Source organism: Enterobacter cloacae complex sp. IR5418, assembly GCF_049238105.1.
Taxonomy (GTDB): domain Bacteria; phylum Pseudomonadota; class Gammaproteobacteria; order Enterobacterales; family Enterobacteriaceae; genus Enterobacter; species Enterobacter hormaechei.
Genome location: NZ_JBMKHS010000041.1, coordinates 11110 through 26306 on the forward strand (window position 1 = coordinate 11110; position 15197 = coordinate 26306).

Genomic DNA, 15197 nt, shown 5'->3' on the forward strand with positions numbered 1-15197 from the left:
AGATGGCTAAGCAACCGGGATTAGATTTTCAAAGTGCCAAAGGTGGATTTGGCGAGCTGAAACGCAGACTGCTGTTTGTAATCGGCGCGCTGATTGTGTTCCGTATTGGCTCTTTTATTCCGATCCCTGGTATTGATGCCGCTGTACTTGCCAAACTGCTTGAGCAACAGCGAGGCACCATCATTGAAATGTTTAACATGTTCTCTGGTGGTGCTCTCAGCCGTGCTTCTATTTTCGCACTGGGTATTATGCCGTACATTTCGGCATCGATTATTATCCAGCTGCTGACGGTCGTTCATCCGGCCCTGGCAGAGCTGAAGAAAGAAGGGGAGTCTGGACGTCGTAAGATTAGCCAGTACACCCGTTACGGCACTCTGGTGCTGGCAATATTCCAGTCGATCGGTATTGCTACCGGTCTTCCGAATATGCCTGGTATGCAGGGCCTGGTATTAAACCCAGGCTTTGCATTCTATTTCACCGCTGTTGTTAGTCTGGTCACAGGGACCATGTTCCTGATGTGGCTCGGCGAACAGATTACTGAACGAGGTATCGGTAACGGTATCTCAATCATTATCTTCGCCGGTATCGTTGCGGGACTCCCGCCGGCCATCGCCCATACTATCGAGCAAGCGCGTCAAGGCGACCTGCACTTCCTCCTGTTGCTGTTGGTTGCAGTATTAGTATTTGCAGTGACGTTCTTTGTTGTCTTCGTTGAACGTGGTCAACGCCGTATTGTGGTGAACTACGCTAAACGTCAGCAAGGTCGTCGTGTCTATGCTGCACAGAGCACACATTTACCGCTGAAAGTGAATATGGCGGGGGTTATCCCGGCTATCTTCGCTTCCAGTATTATTCTGTTCCCGGCAACCATCGCGTCATGGTTCGGGGGCGGTACTGGTTGGAACTGGCTGACAACAATTTCGCTGTATTTGCAGCCTGGGCAACCACTTTATGTGTTACTCTATGCGTCTGCGATCATCTTCTTCTGTTTCTTCTACACGGCGTTGGTCTTCAACCCGCGTGAAACAGCAGATAACCTGAAGAAGTCCGGTGCATTTGTACCAGGAATTCGTCCGGGAGAGCAAACGGCGAAGTATATCGATAAAGTAATGACTCGCCTGACTTTGGTTGGTGCGCTTTATATTACTTTTATCTGCCTGATCCCGGAGTTCATGCGTGATGCAATGAAAGTACCGTTCTACTTCGGTGGGACCTCACTGCTTATCGTTGTTGTCGTGATTATGGACTTTATGGCTCAAGTGCAAACTCTGATGATGTCCAGTCAGTATGAGTCTGCATTGAAGAAGGCGAACCTGAAAGGCTACGGCCGCTAACTGGTCGCCTGAGAAGTTACGGAGAGTAAAAATGAAAGTTCGTGCTTCCGTCAAGAAATTATGCCGTAACTGCAAAATCGTTAAGCGTGATGGTGTCATCCGTGTGATTTGCAGTGCCGAGCCGAAGCATAAACAGCGCCAAGGCTGATTATTTCGCATATTTTTCTTGCAAAGTTGGGTTGAGCTGGCTAGATTAGCCAGCCAATCTTTTGTATGTCTGTACGTTTCCATTTGAGTATCCTGAAAACGGGCTTTTCAGCATGGTGCGTACATATTAAATAGTAGGAGTGCATAGTGGCCCGTATAGCAGGCATTAACATTCCTGATCAGAAACATGCTGTGATCGCATTAACTTCGATCTACGGCGTCGGCAAGACCCGTTCTAAAGCCATTCTGGCTGCAGCGGGTATCGCTGAAGATGTTAAGATCAGTGAGCTGTCTGAAGAACAAATCGACACGCTGCGTGACGAAGTTGCCAAATTTGTCGTTGAAGGTGATCTGCGCCGTGAAATCAGCATGAGCATCAAGCGCCTGATGGATCTTGGTTGCTATCGCGGTTTGCGTCATCGTCGTGGTCTGCCAGTGCGCGGTCAGCGTACTAAGACCAACGCACGTACCCGTAAGGGTCCGCGCAAACCGATCAAGAAATAATCGGGGTGATTGAATAATGGCAAAGGCACCAGTTCGTGCACGTAAACGTGTAAGAAAACAAGTCTCTGACGGCGTGGCTCATATCCATGCTTCTTTCAACAACACCATCGTTACTATTACTGATCGTCAGGGTAACGCATTGGGTTGGGCAACAGCCGGTGGTTCCGGTTTCCGTGGTTCTCGCAAATCCACTCCGTTCGCAGCTCAGGTTGCAGCAGAGCGTTGCGCTGAAGCCGTAAAAGAATACGGCATCAAGAATCTGGAAGTTATGGTTAAAGGTCCGGGTCCGGGTCGTGAATCTACTGTTCGCGCTCTGAACGCCGCTGGTTTCCGCATCACGAATATTACTGATGTGACTCCGATCCCTCATAACGGTTGTCGTCCGCCGAAAAAACGTCGCGTATAACGCTCGTTTTTTAGGTTAGTTGGAGATAGAAAATGGCAAGATATTTGGGTCCTAAGCTCAAGCTGAGCCGTCGTGAGGGCACAGACTTATTCCTTAAGTCTGGCGTTCGCGCGATCGATACCAAGTGTAAAATTGAACAAGCTCCTGGCCAGCACGGTGCGCGTAAACCGCGTCTGTCTGACTATGGTGTGCAGTTGCGTGAAAAGCAAAAAGTTCGCCGTATCTACGGTGTGCTGGAGCGTCAGTTCCGTAACTACTATAAAGAAGCAGCACGTCTGAAAGGCAACACAGGTGAAAACCTGCTGGCTCTGCTGGAAGGTCGTCTGGACAACGTTGTATACCGTATGGGCTTCGGCGCGACTCGTGCTGAATCACGCCAGCTGGTTAGCCATAAAGCAATCATGGTAAACGGTCGTGTTGTTAACATCGCTTCTTATCAGGTTAAAGCGAATGACGTTGTTAGCATTCGTGAGAAAGCGAAAAAGCAATCTCGCGTGAAAGCCGCTCTGGAGCTGGCTGAGCAGCGTGAAAAGCCAACCTGGCTGGAAGTTGATGCTGGCAAGATGGAAGGTACGTTCAAGCGTCAGCCAGAACGTTCTGATCTGTCTGCGGACATTAACGAACACCTGATCGTCGAGCTTTACTCCAAGTAAAGCTTAGTACCAAAGAGAGGACACAATGCAGGGTTCTGTGACAGAGTTTCTAAAACCGCGCCTGGTAGATATCGAGCAAGTGAGTTCGACGCACGCCAAGGTGACCCTTGAGCCTTTAGAGCGTGGCTTTGGCCATACTCTGGGTAACGCACTGCGCCGTATTCTGCTCTCATCGATGCCGGGTTGCGCGGTGACCGAGGTTGAGATTGATGGTGTACTTCATGAGTACAGCACCAAAGAAGGCGTTCAGGAAGATATCCTTGAAATCCTGCTCAACCTGAAAGGGCTGGCGGTGAGAGTTCAGGGTAAAGATGAAGTTATTCTTACTCTGAATAAATCTGGCATTGGCCCTGTGACTGCAGCCGACATCACCCACGACGGTGATGTTGAAATCGTCAAGCCGCAGCACGTGATCTGCCACCTGACCGATGAGAACGCAGCTATTAGCATGCGTATCAAAGTTCAGCGCGGTCGTGGTTATGTGCCGGCTTCTGCCCGAATTCATTCGGAAGAAGATGAGCGCCCAATCGGCCGTCTGCTGGTCGACGCATGCTACAGCCCTGTAGAGCGTATTGCCTACAATGTTGAAGCAGCGCGTGTAGAACAGCGTACCGACCTGGACAAGCTGGTCATCGAAATGGAAACCAATGGCACAATCGATCCTGAAGAGGCGATTCGTCGTGCGGCAACCATCCTGGCAGAACAACTGGAAGCTTTCGTTGACTTACGTGATGTACGTCAGCCGGAAGTGAAAGAAGAGAAACCAGAATTCGATCCGATCCTGCTGCGCCCTGTTGACGATCTGGAATTGACTGTCCGCTCTGCTAACTGCCTCAAGGCAGAAGCTATCCACTATATCGGTGATCTGGTACAGCGTACCGAGGTTGAGTTGCTGAAAACGCCGAACCTGGGTAAAAAATCTCTTACCGAGATTAAAGACGTGCTGGCTTCACGTGGTCTGTCTCTGGGCATGCGCCTGGAAAACTGGCCACCGGCAAGCATTGCTGACGAGTAACCGGATCACAGGTTAAGGTTTTACTGAGAAGGATAAGGTCATGCGCCATCGTAAGAGTGGTCGTCAACTGAACCGCAACAGCAGCCATCGCCAGGCTATGTTCCGCAACATGGCAGGTTCACTGGTTCGTCATGAAATCATCAAGACGACCCTGCCTAAAGCGAAAGAGCTGCGTCGCGTAGTTGAGCCGCTGATTACTCTTGCCAAGACTGACAGCGTTGCTAATCGTCGTCTGGCATTCGCCCGTACTCGTGATAACGAGATCGTGGCAAAACTGTTTAACGAACTGGGCCCGCGTTTCGCGAGCCGTGCCGGTGGTTACACTCGCATTCTGAAGTGTGGCTTCCGTGCAGGCGACAACGCGCCGATGGCTTACATCGAGCTGGTTGATCGTTCAGAGAAAGCAGAAGCTGCTGCAGAGTAATCTGTAGTAACGTAAAAAAACCCGCCTCGGCGGGTTTTTTTATATCCGCAGAATCTCCACTTATCTACAATGACTGTATCTTTTCTGCTCACTCCTGGAGTTCATTATGTGGTTGCTCGATCAGTGGGCTGAACGCCATATTTGTGATGCCCAAAACAAAGGTGAGTTCGATAATCTTCCCGGTAGCGGTGAGCCGCTGATGCTGGACGATGATTCACATGTTCCACCTGAATTACGGGCCGGTTATCGATTACTGAAAAACGCAGGATGTTTACCCCCTGAACTTCAGCAACGTAATGAAGCCGTAGAGCTTGCCGATCTGCTTAAAGGTATTCATAAGGACGACCCGCGGTTCTCTGAAATCAGTCGTCGGTTAGCACTCATCGAACTAAAACTTCGCCAGACGGGAATGAATACTGACTTTTTGCATGGTGAGTATAGTGAAAGGTTAATGCAAAAAATAAACGAGGAGTAGCCATGTACCGCATAGGTGAACTTGCGAAACTTGCTAACGTAACGCCGGATACTATCCGCTACTACGAAAAGCAGCAGATGATCGATCATGAGGTCAGAACGGAAGGCGGATTTCGCCTTTATACGGATAACGACCTGCAACGTCTGCGTTTTATCCGCTATGCCCGGCAGCTCGGCTTCACGCTGGAGTCGATCCGTGAACTACTGTCGATCCGTATCGATCCTGAACACCATACGTGTCAGGAATCTAAAAGCATCGTTCAGGCCCGGCTGGATGAAGTTGAAGCGCGAATTCATGAGCTTCAGTCCATGCAGCGATCTCTGCAAAGGTTAAATGACGCGTGCTGTGGTACCGCTCATAGCAGCGTTTATTGCTCAATACTGGAAGCACTTGAACAGGGCGCCAGTAGTGAAACTCAGGGCTGTTGATTTTTTATCAGCCAGGGACTAGACTCCCGCCGACATTAACTATGCTCAGGAGAAATGATGAGCCGCTATCAGCATACTAAAGGACAAATTAAGGATAACGCCATTGAGGCATTGCTTCACGATCCACTTTTCAGACAGCGTGTTGAGAAGAACAAAAAAGGAAAAGGAAGTTATTTGCGTAAAGGTAAACATGCACAACGGGGTAACTGGGAGGCCAGTGGCAAGCAAGCTAATCGCTTTTTTACCACTGGCCTTTCTGTATCTGTCGCCTGATTAAACGCGATTATTCTGCTCTTTTAACAGATCGCGAATTTCAGTCAGTAAGACTTCTTCTTTAGTTGGTGCTGGCGGGGCAGCAGCCGGTTCTTCTTTTTTACGGTTAAGTCTGTTGATGAGTTTGATCGCCATGAAAATGGCAAATGCCACAATCACGAAATCAAATACGTTCTGAATGAATACGCCATAGTGCATTACAACCGCAGGGATATCACCCTGAGCTTCCCGAAGGGTGAAGGCGAATTGTTTGAAATCAATGCCTCCGATCAACAGTCCTAACGGCGGCATAATAATGTCGGCAACTAATGATGAAACGATCTTACCGAACGCCGCACCAATAATGACACCCACAGCCAAATCCACTACATTCCCGCGCATCGCAAATTCGCGAAATTCTTTAATAAAACTCATTATGTTCTCCTTGTGCTAGCTGACGCCTATAAGTTTAACAAATGATTAGCTAATTGCCATTGGGGATAAATAATCGTTATGAAAAATAAAAGGCATGAAAATTAGAAGGTTAATATTTGGGTGCTCTCGTCTGAGCACCCAAATCATTACAGGAAGAACGGGCTTGGCTGGAATAAACGCTCGACGTCGGTAATAAATTTTTTATCGGTCAGGAACATAATAACGTGGTCACCCTGCTCGATACGTAAATTATCATTGGCGATCATAACATCATTACCTCGCACTACGGCGCCGATAATGGTGCCTGGTGGAAGTTTAATTTCATCGATCACGCGACCCACAACGCGTGACGTCGTTTCATCCCCGTGAGCGACGGCTTCAATGGCTTCAGCAACTCCACGACGAAGAGATGACACGCCGACAATATCCGCTTTACGCACGTGGCTTAGCAGGGCAGAGATGGTGGCTTGCTGGGGTGAAATAGCAATATCAATTACGCTTCCCTGTACCAGGTCGACATAAGCCTTACGCTGGATAAGCACCATCACTTTTTTTGCGCCCATACGCTTAGCGAGCATAGCGGACATAATATTCGCTTCGTCGTCGTTGGTGACGGCAATAAAAAGATCGACCTGATCGATATGCTCTTCGGCCAGTAATTCCTGATCCGAAGCATCCCCATAGAACACAATGGTGTTCTGTAGTTTTTCAGCCAGCTCCGACGCGCGCTGCTGATCTCGTTCGATCAGCTTCACGCTGTAGTCTTTTTCCAGTCGTCTCGCCAGGCCTGCACCAATATTACCACCGCCGACCAGCATAATACGTTTATACGGTTTTTCGAGACGCTGAAGTTCACTCATCACCGCGCGGATATGCTGGGAAGCCGCAATGAAGAAGACTTCATCCCCGGCTTCGACAATAGTAGAACCTTGTGGACGAATAGGCCTGTCGTGACGGAATATCGCCGCAACACGCGTATCGATATGTGGCATATGCTCGCGCATTGTCGACAGGGCATTACCAATCAGCGGGCCGCCGTAATAAGCCTTCACAACCGCCAGGCTTACTTTTCCTTCAGCAAAGTTCACAACCTGCAACGCGCCCGGATACTCAATCAGACGATAAATACTGTCGATAACCAGCTGTTCTGGCGCAATAAGATGGTCGATGGGTACCGCTTCGGAATTAAACAGCTTCTCCGCATCCCGGACATAGTCCGGGGAGCGAATGCGGGCGATGCGGTTTGGGGTGTTGAACAGCGAGTAGGCCACCTGACATGCAACCATGTTGGTTTCATCAGAACTGGTTACTGCAACCAGCATGTCGGCATCGTCCGCGCCCGCCTCCCGAAGCACTCGGGGATGAGAGCCGTGCCCCTGCACAACACGAAGATCAAACTTGTCCTGCAAAACGCGCAGGCGATCGCCATTGGTATCCACAATGGTGATATCGTTGTTTTCGCCCACGAGATTTTCCGCCAGCGTTCCGCCAACTTGCCCTGCACCCAGAATGATAATTTTCATCTTTCGTGACCTGTTCTCAACATCACTTTTTGATTAGCTTAGCGTAAAAGAAGCCATCACCCTCTTCAGCGCCCGGCAGGTTTTGCAGACCCGGGTGCTCAGGCGTCCCCGTATCGTGCAGCGTAGCGTCCGGGGTGCGTTTCAGGAAAGCCGCAATTTGCTGACTGTTCTCTTCCGGGAGAACAGAGCAGGTTGCATACACCAGGGTTCCGCCGGGTTTGAGATGCGGCCAGATGGCATCCAGAATTTCGGATTGCAACTGGGCAAGCTCCTTGATATCACGATCGCGACGCAGCCATTTGATATCGGGATGACGGCGAATCACGCCGGTTGCAGAGCAGGGGGCGTCCAGCAAAATACGATCGAACCGGGTATCACCACACCAGTCTGCGGGTGTGCGGCCATCGCCTTGCTTAACCTGTGCTTTCATACCCAGACGCTTAAGGTTGTCATAGACGCGTGAAAGGCGCTGCTCATCAACATCCACGGCCATCACGTTGGCCCGCGGTGCCACTTCCAGAATGTGCGTTGTTTTACCCCCTGGCGCGGCACAGAGATCGAGGATCTGCTCCCCGTCCTTCGGTTCAAGCCAGGTCATGCAGCCCTGAGCGGATGCATCCTGTACCGTTACCCAGCCTTCTTCAAAGCCGGGTAAAGCATGTACTGGTGCCGCGGAGGCTAAACGAACCGCATCAGGATAAGCAGCATGTGTGAAGCCGCCCATTCCTGCCTCTTCCAGCAGGGCCAGCCATGCGTCGCGTGTATGATGATTACGATTGACGCGTACCCACATCGGTGGACGCTGGTTATTGGCGTCAGCAATGTCTTTCCATTGCTGTGGGTAGGCTTTTTTAAGGCGATTCAGCAGCCATTCAGGGTGCAGGAAGCGCGCTTCGCTTTGCGCAAATTCTGCCAGCAGTTCGTCCTGCTGACGCTGGAACTGACGAAGTACGCCGTTGATCAACCCTTTCAGCTGAGGACGTTTAATCGCTACGGCACCTTCCACTGTTTCAGCCAGTGCAGCATGAGGTGGAATGCGGGTATGAAGAAGCTGGTAGAAACCGACCATGATCAAATAATGCACGGTACGCTGCTTGCCGCTCATCGGGCGTGACATCAGCTTGTTAATTAACCACTCAAGCTGAGAGAGGGTGCGCAGCACGCCAAAGCACAGCTCCTGAAGCAGGGCTTTGTCTTTATCGGAAACCTTTTGTTGCAGTGGAGGCAGGACATTACTCAATGACTGGCCCTGCTCGATAACCTGCTCAACGGCCTGAGCCGCCATAGTGCGTAGATTTTGTCTTTTCATAACCGTAAAAATAAAAATGCCCGGAAACACCGGGCCTTAAGAGTAAATTTGTTCAGGCAAGGCGATTGCCAGGGGTGAACCATTCACGACGGGAATTTAATAGATCCTGCGCGCTCATCGCCTTTTTACCGGCCGGTTGCAGCGATTCAAGATTCAAAATCCCTTCTCCGGTCGCAACCTGGATACCGTTTTTGCTGGCGTCGATAATCGTACCGGGCTCTGCCGATGTATTGCCGTTAATAACTGAAGCTTTCCAGACTTTCACTGGCTGCTCGTCAATCATCAACCAGCTCATTGGCCATGGGTTAAAGGCGCGGATGCAGCGTTCGAGTTGAGCTGCGGACAGAGACCAGTCGATCCGGGCTTCTTCTTTACTCAATTTTTCAGCATAGGTCACGTGCGCTTCATCCTGAACTTCGGGTTTCGCTGTATTGTCAGCAAGCTGTTGCAACGTTTCGATCAGCCCCTGCGGGCCGAGATCCGCCAGCTTGTCATACAGCGTGGCGCTGGTATCTTCTGCGGTAATGGGGCACGACAGTTTATACAGCATGTCGCCCGTGTCTAAACCTACGTCCATCTTCATGATTGTCACGCCAGTTTCAGCATCGCCTGCCCACAGAGCGCGCTGAATAGGGGCAGCACCACGCCAGCGTGGGAGCAAGGAACCATGGACATTAATGCAGCCCAGGCGGGGCATATCGAGTACCGCTTTCGGCAGAATGAGGCCGTAAGCCACAACTACCATCACGTCGGCGTTCAGGTCTGCCACTAACTGCTGGTTTTCCTGAGGTCGCAAAGACGCAGGCTGGAATACCGGTAAACCATGCGTTTCTGCCAGCACTTTAACCGGGCCTGGCATCAGTTTTTTACCGCGGCCAGCCGGACGGTCCGGCTGAGTAAATACGCCAACAATTTGATGACCAGACGATAACAGCGCGTCAAGATGACGCGCTGCAAAATCAGGGGTACCCGCGAAGATTATACGTAGTGATGTAGACACGTTATTCCTTGTATCCGGGGCGTTAAGCGCGAGAACGCAAACGATCCAGTTTCTCAACTTTCTGACGAATACGCTGTTGCTTCAGCGGTGAGAGGTAATCGATAAACAGTTTACCGACCAGGTGATCCATCTCATGCTGAATGCAGATTGCCAGCAGATCGTCGGCTTCCAGCTCAAACGGATTGCCGTCACGATCCAGTGCACGGATTTTAACTTTTTCGGCACGTGGCACCAAAGCGCGCTGTTCAGGGATAGACAGACAGCCTTCCTCAATACCCGTTTCGCCACTTTTTTCCAGCAGCTCAGGGTTGATCAGTACCAGACGCTCATCGCGATTTTCAGAAACGTCGATAACAATAATACGTTTGTGAATGTCTACCTGGGTCGCGGCAAGGCCAATGCCTTCTTCAGCGTACATGGTATCGAACATATCATCGACGATACGCTGAATTTCTGCATTCACTTCTTTAACCGGTTCCGCGACGATGCGAAGGCGCTCGTCAGGAATATGTAACACTTGCAAAACTGCCATAAATTTCCAGAGTCGTGTTCAGGAGTTGATAAGAATATTACTTCTATTCTAGACAAATCCCCGGTCGATTGACAGCATCAGTGACCAATCGCAAAGATTGCTGAGGCTGCTTATGGCAGGGAAAAGGATGACGTCCACAGAGATATGGTTACGGCTTATAAACATCGGATCGTTATACGGTGATGCGATGCTGGACACCGCTCAGCGGTTGCTTCGCCAGGCGACCGTCGATGCTGAAGCTGTCAAAGAGGCAGGTCTTTCGGCCAAACATGCCGTAAAGTTTTTCTCATTCCGTGAGAGTGAGCTTGAACGTAGTCTGGAATGGCTGGAACACACGGACAATCATCTAATCACGGCTGATGATCCTCGCTTTCCACCATTATTGCGTACTATTCCTGATTTTCCCGGGGCGCTATTTGTGCGAGGCCGCGTTGACGTACTTAATAGCATGCAGCTTGCGGTTGTGGGCAGCCGCGCGCCCTCGTGGTACGGCGAGCGTTGGGGGAAAATGCTGAGTGAACAGCTGTCACAATGTGGCTTTACGATCACCAGTGGCCTGGCTTGCGGCATCGATGGTGTGGCTCATCATGCGGCGCTGTCAGCAAAAGGGCGAAGCGTTGCTGTGCTTGGCAATGGTCTTTTTAGTATCTACCCGCGTCGTCATCACATTCTGGCTGAGCAACTTATCGCTTCAGAGGGAGCGATAGTGTCTGAGTTTTCACTCTCATCACCGCCCAGACCGGGTAACTTTCCACGGCGTAACCGGATCATCAGCGGATTAAGCCAGGGCGTGCTGGTGGTTGAAGCTGCCATTCGGAGTGGATCGCTGGTTACCGCAAGGTGCGCGCTGGAGCAGGGGCGTGAAGTTTTTGCGCTGCCCGGCCCGTTGGGGAACCCCGGCTGCGAAGGTCCTCACTGGCTGATAAAACAGGGGGCGACACTGGTGACCTGTAAAGAGGATATCCTGGAAAATTTGCAGTATGGATTGCATTGGTTGCAGGATGATCGCCAAAAGCGACATATTTCATCGGATCAGGAGGCAGTAGCATTGCCATTTCCCAAGCTCCTGGCTAACGTAGGAGATGAGGTAACACCTGTTGACGTTGTCGCTGAACGTGCCGGCCAACCTGTGCCAGTAACGGTAGCACAGCTACTCGAACTGGAGTTAGCAGGGTGGATCGCAGCTGTACCCGGCGGCTATGTCCGATTAAGGAGGGCATGCCATGTTCGACGTACTGATGTATTTGTTTGAGACTTACATCCACAACGAAGCAGAAATGCAGGTGGATCAGGACAAATTAACACGGGATCTGACCGACGCAGGTTTTGAGCGGGAAGATATCTATAATGCGTTGATGTGGCTGGATAAGTTGGCTGATTATCAGGACGGCCTCGCCGAACCGATGCAGCTTGCTTCTGACCCATTGTCAGTGCGCATCTATACAGCTGAAGAGTGTGAAAGGCTGGATGCCAGCTGCCGGGGATTCATTTTATTCCTCGAGCAGATTCAGGTGCTAAACCTCGAAACGAGAGAGATGGTGATAGAGCGCGTCATGGCGCTGGATACTGCTGAGTTTGAACTGGAGGATCTGAAATGGGTGATCCTGATGGTTCTGTTCAACATTCCGGGCTGTGAAAATGCCTATCAGCAAATGGAAGAATTACTCTTTGAAGTGAATGAAGGTATGCTGCATTAATTCTATGTGCAGCAACAAGAGTTGTTATGGCCAAATCAGCACTCTTTACGGTGCATAAAAACGAGCCCTGCCCACAGTGTGGGGCTGAACTTGTCATTCGGTCCGGGAAACACGGTCCGTTTCTCGGTTGTTCACACTATCCGGAATGTGATTATGTCCGTCCCCTGAAAAGCCAGGCGGACGGACATATCGTCAAAATTCTGGAGGGACAGCTTTGTCCCCGCTGTGGCGGTGAACTGGCACTGCGTCAGGGACGTTTCGGGATGTTTATCGGATGCAGCCGCTATCCGGAATGTGAGCATACGGAACAAATTGATAAGCCAGATGAAACGGCAATTGCCTGCCCTCAGTGCCAGCGTGGTCAACTGGTGCAGCGGCGCTCTCGTTATGGCAAGACCTTCCATTCGTGCGATCGCTATCCAGAATGCCAGTTCGTTATCAATTTCAAGCCAGTAGCGGGCGTCTGCCCTCATTGCGATTATCCGTTACTTATAGAAAAGAAAACCGCGCAAGGCTTGAAACGCTTTTGCGCCAGTAAACAATGTGGAAAGCCGGTTTCGGCGGATCAAATCAGTGAATAATAACCTGCCATCAGGCTCCATCGCGCAGGCGGTGGAAATCCTGAAAAAAGAAGAAGTCATCGCCTATCCAACAGAAGCTGTTTTCGGGGTCGGGTGCGATCCTGACAGCGAAGTCGCCGTTAACCGTTTGTTGGCGCTAAAACAGCGACCTGTCGAAAAAGGATTGATTTTGATTGCTGCGAGCTACGAGCAGCTTAAGCCTTATATTGATGATTCCATGCTGACTCCTGCACAGCGGGAAACCATTTTCTCTGCGTGGCCTGGTCCCGTGACGTTTGTTTTCCCGGCACAACCGACAACGCCGCGCTGGTTAACCGGGCGTTTCGATTCACTCGCGGTACGTGTCACCGACCATCCGCTGGTGGTGGAGTTATGCCAGGCATTTGGTAAACCCCTGGTTTCAACCAGCGCCAACCTGACCGGGCTTCCCCCTTGTCGGACAACCGAAGAAGTTCTGGCGCAGTTCGGAAATGATTTTCCGGTAGCCGTGGGTGAAACCGGGGGGCGTATTAACCCGTCAGAAATTCGCGATGCTTTGACCGGCGAACGTTTTCGCCAGGGATAATGTTATGGAAACCTATGCTGTTTTTGGTAACCCGATCGCGCACAGCAAGTCGCCTCTGATCCATCAGCTGTTTGCAGAGCAATTGCTGATAGAGCACCCGTATGGTCGGATCCTGGCGCCTGTTGATGCTTTTATACCGACGCTGAATAGCTTTTTTGATGCGGGTGGTAAAGGTGCGAACGTCACGGTGCCTTTTAAAGAAGAGGCTTTTGGGTATGCGGATGAACTGACCGAGCGTGCGTCGCTCGCTGGTGCCGTCAATACACTTAAGCGGCTTGAAGATGGTCGCCTTCTGGGCGATAACACCGATGGTATTGGTTTACTCAGCGATCTGGAGCGACTGTCGTTTATTAAACCTAGCTTTCGGATCCTGCTGATCGGTGCGGGTGGCGCGTCGCGCGGCGTATTGCTTCCTCTTCTTTCGCTGGATTGTGCGGTGACAATCACCAACCGTACTTTCTCCAGAGCAGAAGAGTTGGCGGCGTTGTTCGCACATACAGGTAGCGTAACTGCGGTTGCACTTGACGATCTCGCGGGTCACGAGTTTGACCTTGTGATTAATGCCACCTCCAGCGGAATTAATGGAGAAATCCCGGCGATTCCTGCCTCCCTGATTCATTCCCATATCTTCGCCTATGACATGTTTTACCAAAAAGGGAAGACGCCATTCCTGACCTGGTGCGAACAGCAGGGGGCAAAACATCTGGCTGATGGTCTGGGCATGCTGGTGGGGCAGGCGGCTCATGCGGTGTTACTCTGGCATGGCGTGTTACCCTCTGTAGAACCGGTGATCGAAAAACTGAAACAGGAACTGACGGCGTGAATCAGGCGATTCATTTTCCCGACAGAGAAATCTGGGATGAGAACAAGCAAGCGGTTTGTTTCCCGGTGCTGGTGCATGGAATGCAGTTAACCTGTGCGATTAAACGGGAAACGCTGCTCCAGCGCTTTGGTGGTTCAGATCCGTTAGCGGTCTTTTGCGAAAATCGCTGGGATCTGGAAGAGGAAGCCAGCGATTTGATCCGCGATCAGCAGGAAGACGATCAGGGCTGGGTCTGGTTATCCTGATCCAGATAATCATTCTTCCATTTAACGTAGTTGTTCGCTGAGTATTTCAATCCTTCGATCTCCGCCTCTTTTAAGGGGCGGATCTGTTTAACCGGGCTGCCTAAATAGAGATAGCCACTTTCCAGGCGTTTGTTTTGCGGAACAAGGCTTCCTGCGCCAATCATTACGTCATCTTCTACTGTGACGCCATCCAGCAAAATCGATCCCATCCCAACGAGAACCCTGTTACCGATCGTGCAGCCGTGGAGCATCACTTTATGACCGACAGTAACATCTTCCCCAATGATGAGCGGATTGCCCTCAGGGTTATAAGATGATTTATGAGTCACATGCAGCACGCTGCCGTCCTGAATATTGGTGCGAGCACCGATTGCAACGTAGTTCACATCGCCCCTAATCGCGACGAGTGGCCAGATGCTGACATCATCGGCCATTCGGACATCGCCAATGACTACGCTGCTGGCATCGATCATCACGCGATCGCCTTTTTGGGGGAACAGATCTTTATAAGGACGTAATTCTGCAAACATATCTACCTCGATACAGATGAGCGCTATAAAGAAGACTTTGATCGTATTCCTGGAGCGAGGCAAGGCAAAATGCGTCAATTTTTGCGCGGATCGGGTGGGTTTTCAGCGAAAAGCACGGAAAATCATCAGTTGGAAAAAAAGATCTAAAAAATACTTGTGCTAAAAACTGGGATCCCTATAATGCGCCTCCATCGACACGGCGGATGTGAATCACTTCACAGACAGCCCGGTCGGTTGAAGAGAAAAAATCCTGAAAATCAGGGTTGACTCTGAAAGAGGAAAGCGTAATATACGCCACCTCGCGACAGAGCGCTGAAGC

General features: G+C 50.8%; 22 protein-coding genes. 16 read left to right on the forward strand and 6 right to left on the reverse strand.

Annotation, left to right across the window (positions count from 1 at the left end; translation table 11 throughout):
- The first annotated feature begins 2 nt into the window (after positions 1 to 2).
- The 10 genes from secY to ACOTX7_RS21115 all read left to right on the forward strand — a co-directional run bounded on the left by secY (position 3) and on the right by ACOTX7_RS21115 (position 5659).
- Positions 3 to 1334, forward strand: a complete 1332-nt coding sequence (gene secY, locus ACOTX7_RS21070) for a preprotein translocase subunit SecY (RefSeq protein WP_003863305.1) — start codon at positions 3 to 5, stop codon at positions 1332 to 1334.
- 31 nt (positions 1335 to 1365) lie between these two features.
- Positions 1366 to 1482: a 50S ribosomal protein L36 gene (gene rpmJ, locus ACOTX7_RS21075; protein ID WP_000868187.1), complete on the forward strand. Its 117-nt coding sequence runs from the start codon at positions 1366 to 1368 to the stop codon at positions 1480 to 1482.
- A gap of 146 nt (positions 1483 to 1628) precedes the next feature.
- Positions 1629 to 1985, forward strand: a complete 357-nt coding sequence (gene rpsM / locus ACOTX7_RS21080; protein ID WP_003863308.1) for a 30S ribosomal protein S13 — start codon at positions 1629 to 1631, stop codon at positions 1983 to 1985.
- 16 nt (positions 1986 to 2001) lie between these two features.
- Entirely contained in the window at positions 2002 to 2391 is a 390-nt protein-coding gene (rpsK, locus tag ACOTX7_RS21085) for a 30S ribosomal protein S11 (RefSeq protein ID WP_003863312.1), read from the forward strand.
- A gap of 32 nt (positions 2392 to 2423) precedes the next feature.
- Positions 2424 to 3044, forward strand: a complete 621-nt coding sequence (rpsD, locus tag ACOTX7_RS21090) for a 30S ribosomal protein S4 (protein ID WP_003863314.1) — start codon at positions 2424 to 2426, stop codon at positions 3042 to 3044.
- Between the two features lie 25 nt (positions 3045 to 3069).
- The gene (locus tag ACOTX7_RS21095; RefSeq protein WP_002919219.1) at positions 3070 to 4059 is read left to right on the forward strand and encodes a DNA-directed RNA polymerase subunit alpha; all 990 of its coding nucleotides are present in this window, start codon (positions 3070 to 3072) and stop codon (positions 4057 to 4059) included.
- A 40-nt stretch (positions 4060 to 4099) separates the two neighbouring features.
- Positions 4100 to 4483 (forward strand): 50S ribosomal protein L17, encoded by a 384-nt coding sequence (gene rplQ, locus ACOTX7_RS21100; RefSeq protein WP_001216368.1) that lies wholly within the window; start codon positions 4100 to 4102, stop codon positions 4481 to 4483.
- 106 nt (positions 4484 to 4589) lie between these two features.
- Entirely contained in the window at positions 4590 to 4958 is a 369-nt protein-coding gene (locus tag ACOTX7_RS21105) for a DUF1992 domain-containing protein (RefSeq protein WP_221256542.1), read from the forward strand.
- Between the two features lie 2 nt (positions 4959 to 4960).
- Positions 4961 to 5386: a Zn(2+)-responsive transcriptional regulator gene (zntR, locus tag ACOTX7_RS21110; RefSeq protein ID WP_221256541.1), complete on the forward strand. Its 426-nt coding sequence runs from the start codon at positions 4961 to 4963 to the stop codon at positions 5384 to 5386.
- Positions 5387 to 5443: 57 nt separating this feature from the next.
- Positions 5444 to 5659: an alternative ribosome-rescue factor A gene (locus ACOTX7_RS21115; RefSeq protein WP_017383729.1), complete on the forward strand. Its 216-nt coding sequence runs from the start codon at positions 5444 to 5446 to the stop codon at positions 5657 to 5659.
- Here the strand turns inward: ACOTX7_RS21115 and mscL are convergent, their stop codons facing one another.
- The 5 genes from mscL to def all read right to left on the reverse strand — a co-directional run bounded on the left by mscL (position 5660) and on the right by def (position 10437).
- Entirely contained in the window at positions 5660 to 6073 is a 414-nt protein-coding gene (gene mscL / locus ACOTX7_RS21120) for a large-conductance mechanosensitive channel protein MscL (protein ID WP_003863335.1), read from the reverse strand.
- A 146-nt stretch (positions 6074 to 6219) separates the two neighbouring features.
- Positions 6220 to 7596 carry a Trk system potassium transporter TrkA gene (gene trkA / locus ACOTX7_RS21125; RefSeq protein WP_221256540.1) on the reverse strand — a complete coding sequence of 459 codons (1377 nt, stop codon included), beginning with the start codon at positions 7594 to 7596 and terminating at the stop codon, positions 6220 to 6222.
- 22 nt (positions 7597 to 7618) lie between these two features.
- Positions 7619 to 8905 carry a 16S rRNA (cytosine(967)-C(5))-methyltransferase RsmB gene (gene rsmB / locus ACOTX7_RS21130; protein WP_006812190.1) on the reverse strand — a complete coding sequence of 429 codons (1287 nt, stop codon included), beginning with the start codon at positions 8903 to 8905 and terminating at the stop codon, positions 7619 to 7621.
- Between the two features lie 52 nt (positions 8906 to 8957).
- Positions 8958 to 9905, reverse strand: a complete 948-nt coding sequence (gene fmt / locus ACOTX7_RS21135) for a methionyl-tRNA formyltransferase (RefSeq protein ID WP_205925144.1) — start codon at positions 9903 to 9905, stop codon at positions 8958 to 8960.
- 22 nt (positions 9906 to 9927) lie between these two features.
- Entirely contained in the window at positions 9928 to 10437 is a 510-nt protein-coding gene (gene def / locus ACOTX7_RS21140) for a peptide deformylase (protein WP_006812188.1), read from the reverse strand.
- Between the two features lie 127 nt (positions 10438 to 10564).
- Here def and dprA point away from each other — a divergent pair, with 127 nt between their 5' ends.
- From dprA to ACOTX7_RS21170, 6 genes are read left to right on the forward strand one after another with little or no spacing between them, the layout of a single operon-like run.
- The gene (dprA, locus tag ACOTX7_RS21145; RefSeq protein WP_205923014.1) at positions 10565 to 11689 is read left to right on the forward strand and encodes a DNA-protecting protein DprA; all 1125 of its coding nucleotides are present in this window, start codon (positions 10565 to 10567) and stop codon (positions 11687 to 11689) included.
- Positions 11661 to 12134 carry a DUF494 family protein Smg gene (gene smg / locus ACOTX7_RS21150; RefSeq protein WP_000460665.1) on the forward strand — a complete coding sequence of 158 codons (474 nt, stop codon included), beginning with the start codon at positions 11661 to 11663 and terminating at the stop codon, positions 12132 to 12134. The genes dprA and smg overlap by 29 nt, the downstream gene beginning before the upstream one ends.
- A gap of 26 nt (positions 12135 to 12160) precedes the next feature.
- A complete protein-coding gene (locus ACOTX7_RS21155) occupies positions 12161 to 12715 on the forward strand; it encodes a type I DNA topoisomerase (RefSeq protein ID WP_221256539.1) in 555 nt (184 codons plus the stop codon).
- A complete protein-coding gene (gene tsaC / locus ACOTX7_RS21160) occupies positions 12708 to 13280 on the forward strand; it encodes an L-threonylcarbamoyladenylate synthase type 1 TsaC (protein WP_221256538.1) in 573 nt (190 codons plus the stop codon). The genes ACOTX7_RS21155 and tsaC overlap by 8 nt, the downstream gene beginning before the upstream one ends.
- 4 nt (positions 13281 to 13284) lie before the next feature.
- On the forward strand, positions 13285 to 14103 hold the full coding sequence (aroE, locus tag ACOTX7_RS21165; protein ID WP_221256537.1) for a shikimate dehydrogenase: 819 nt from the start codon (positions 13285 to 13287) through the stop codon (positions 14101 to 14103).
- Positions 14100 to 14348 (forward strand): DUF1488 domain-containing protein, encoded by a 249-nt coding sequence (locus tag ACOTX7_RS21170; protein WP_006812183.1) that lies wholly within the window; start codon positions 14100 to 14102, stop codon positions 14346 to 14348. Before aroE ends, ACOTX7_RS21170 begins: the two co-directional genes overlap by 4 nt.
- Here the strand turns inward: ACOTX7_RS21170 and ACOTX7_RS21175 are convergent.
- The gene (locus ACOTX7_RS21175) at positions 14324 to 14878 is read right to left on the reverse strand and encodes a gamma carbonic anhydrase family protein (protein ID WP_221256536.1); all 555 of its coding nucleotides are present in this window, start codon (positions 14876 to 14878) and stop codon (positions 14324 to 14326) included. The two genes, ACOTX7_RS21170 and ACOTX7_RS21175, sit on opposite strands and share 25 nt — an antisense overlap.
- Positions 14879 to 15197: the final 319 nt, after the last annotated feature.

Coding starts and splice junctions, on each gene's coding strand:
- secY (WP_003863305.1), top strand. CDS start 3: ATGGCTAAGCAACCGGGATTAGATTTTCAAAGTGCCAAAGGTGGATTT.
- rpmJ (WP_000868187.1), top strand. CDS start 1,366: ATGAAAGTTCGTGCTTCCGTCAAGAAATTATGCCGTAACTGCAAAATC.
- rpsK (WP_003863312.1), top strand. CDS start 2,002: ATGGCAAAGGCACCAGTTCGTGCACGTAAACGTGTAAGAAAACAAGTC.
- rpsD (WP_003863314.1), top strand. CDS start 2,424: ATGGCAAGATATTTGGGTCCTAAGCTCAAGCTGAGCCGTCGTGAGGGC.
- ACOTX7_RS21095 (WP_002919219.1), top strand. CDS start 3,070: ATGCAGGGTTCTGTGACAGAGTTTCTAAAACCGCGCCTGGTAGATATC.
- rplQ (WP_001216368.1), top strand. CDS start 4,100: ATGCGCCATCGTAAGAGTGGTCGTCAACTGAACCGCAACAGCAGCCAT.
- ACOTX7_RS21105 (WP_221256542.1), top strand. CDS start 4,590: ATGTGGTTGCTCGATCAGTGGGCTGAACGCCATATTTGTGATGCCCAA.
- zntR (WP_221256541.1), top strand. CDS start 4,961: ATGTACCGCATAGGTGAACTTGCGAAACTTGCTAACGTAACGCCGGAT.
- ACOTX7_RS21115 (WP_017383729.1), top strand. CDS start 5,444: ATGAGCCGCTATCAGCATACTAAAGGACAAATTAAGGATAACGCCATT.
- mscL (WP_003863335.1), bottom strand. CDS start 6,073: ATGAGTTTTATTAAAGAATTTCGCGAATTTGCGATGCGCGGGAATGTA.
- trkA (WP_221256540.1), bottom strand. CDS start 7,596: ATGAAAATTATCATTCTGGGTGCAGGGCAAGTTGGCGGAACGCTGGCG.
- rsmB (WP_006812190.1), bottom strand. CDS start 8,905: ATGAAAAGACAAAATCTACGCACTATGGCGGCTCAGGCCGTTGAGCAG.
- def (WP_006812188.1), bottom strand. CDS start 10,437: ATGGCAGTTTTGCAAGTGTTACATATTCCTGACGAGCGCCTTCGCATC.
- dprA (WP_205923014.1), top strand. CDS start 10,565: ATGACGTCCACAGAGATATGGTTACGGCTTATAAACATCGGATCGTTA.
- smg (WP_000460665.1), top strand. CDS start 11,661: ATGTTCGACGTACTGATGTATTTGTTTGAGACTTACATCCACAACGAA.
- ACOTX7_RS21155 (WP_221256539.1), top strand. CDS start 12,161: ATGGCCAAATCAGCACTCTTTACGGTGCATAAAAACGAGCCCTGCCCA.
- aroE (WP_221256537.1), top strand. CDS start 13,285: ATGGAAACCTATGCTGTTTTTGGTAACCCGATCGCGCACAGCAAGTCG.
- ACOTX7_RS21175 (WP_221256536.1), bottom strand. CDS start 14,878: ATGTTTGCAGAATTACGTCCTTATAAAGATCTGTTCCCCCAAAAAGGC.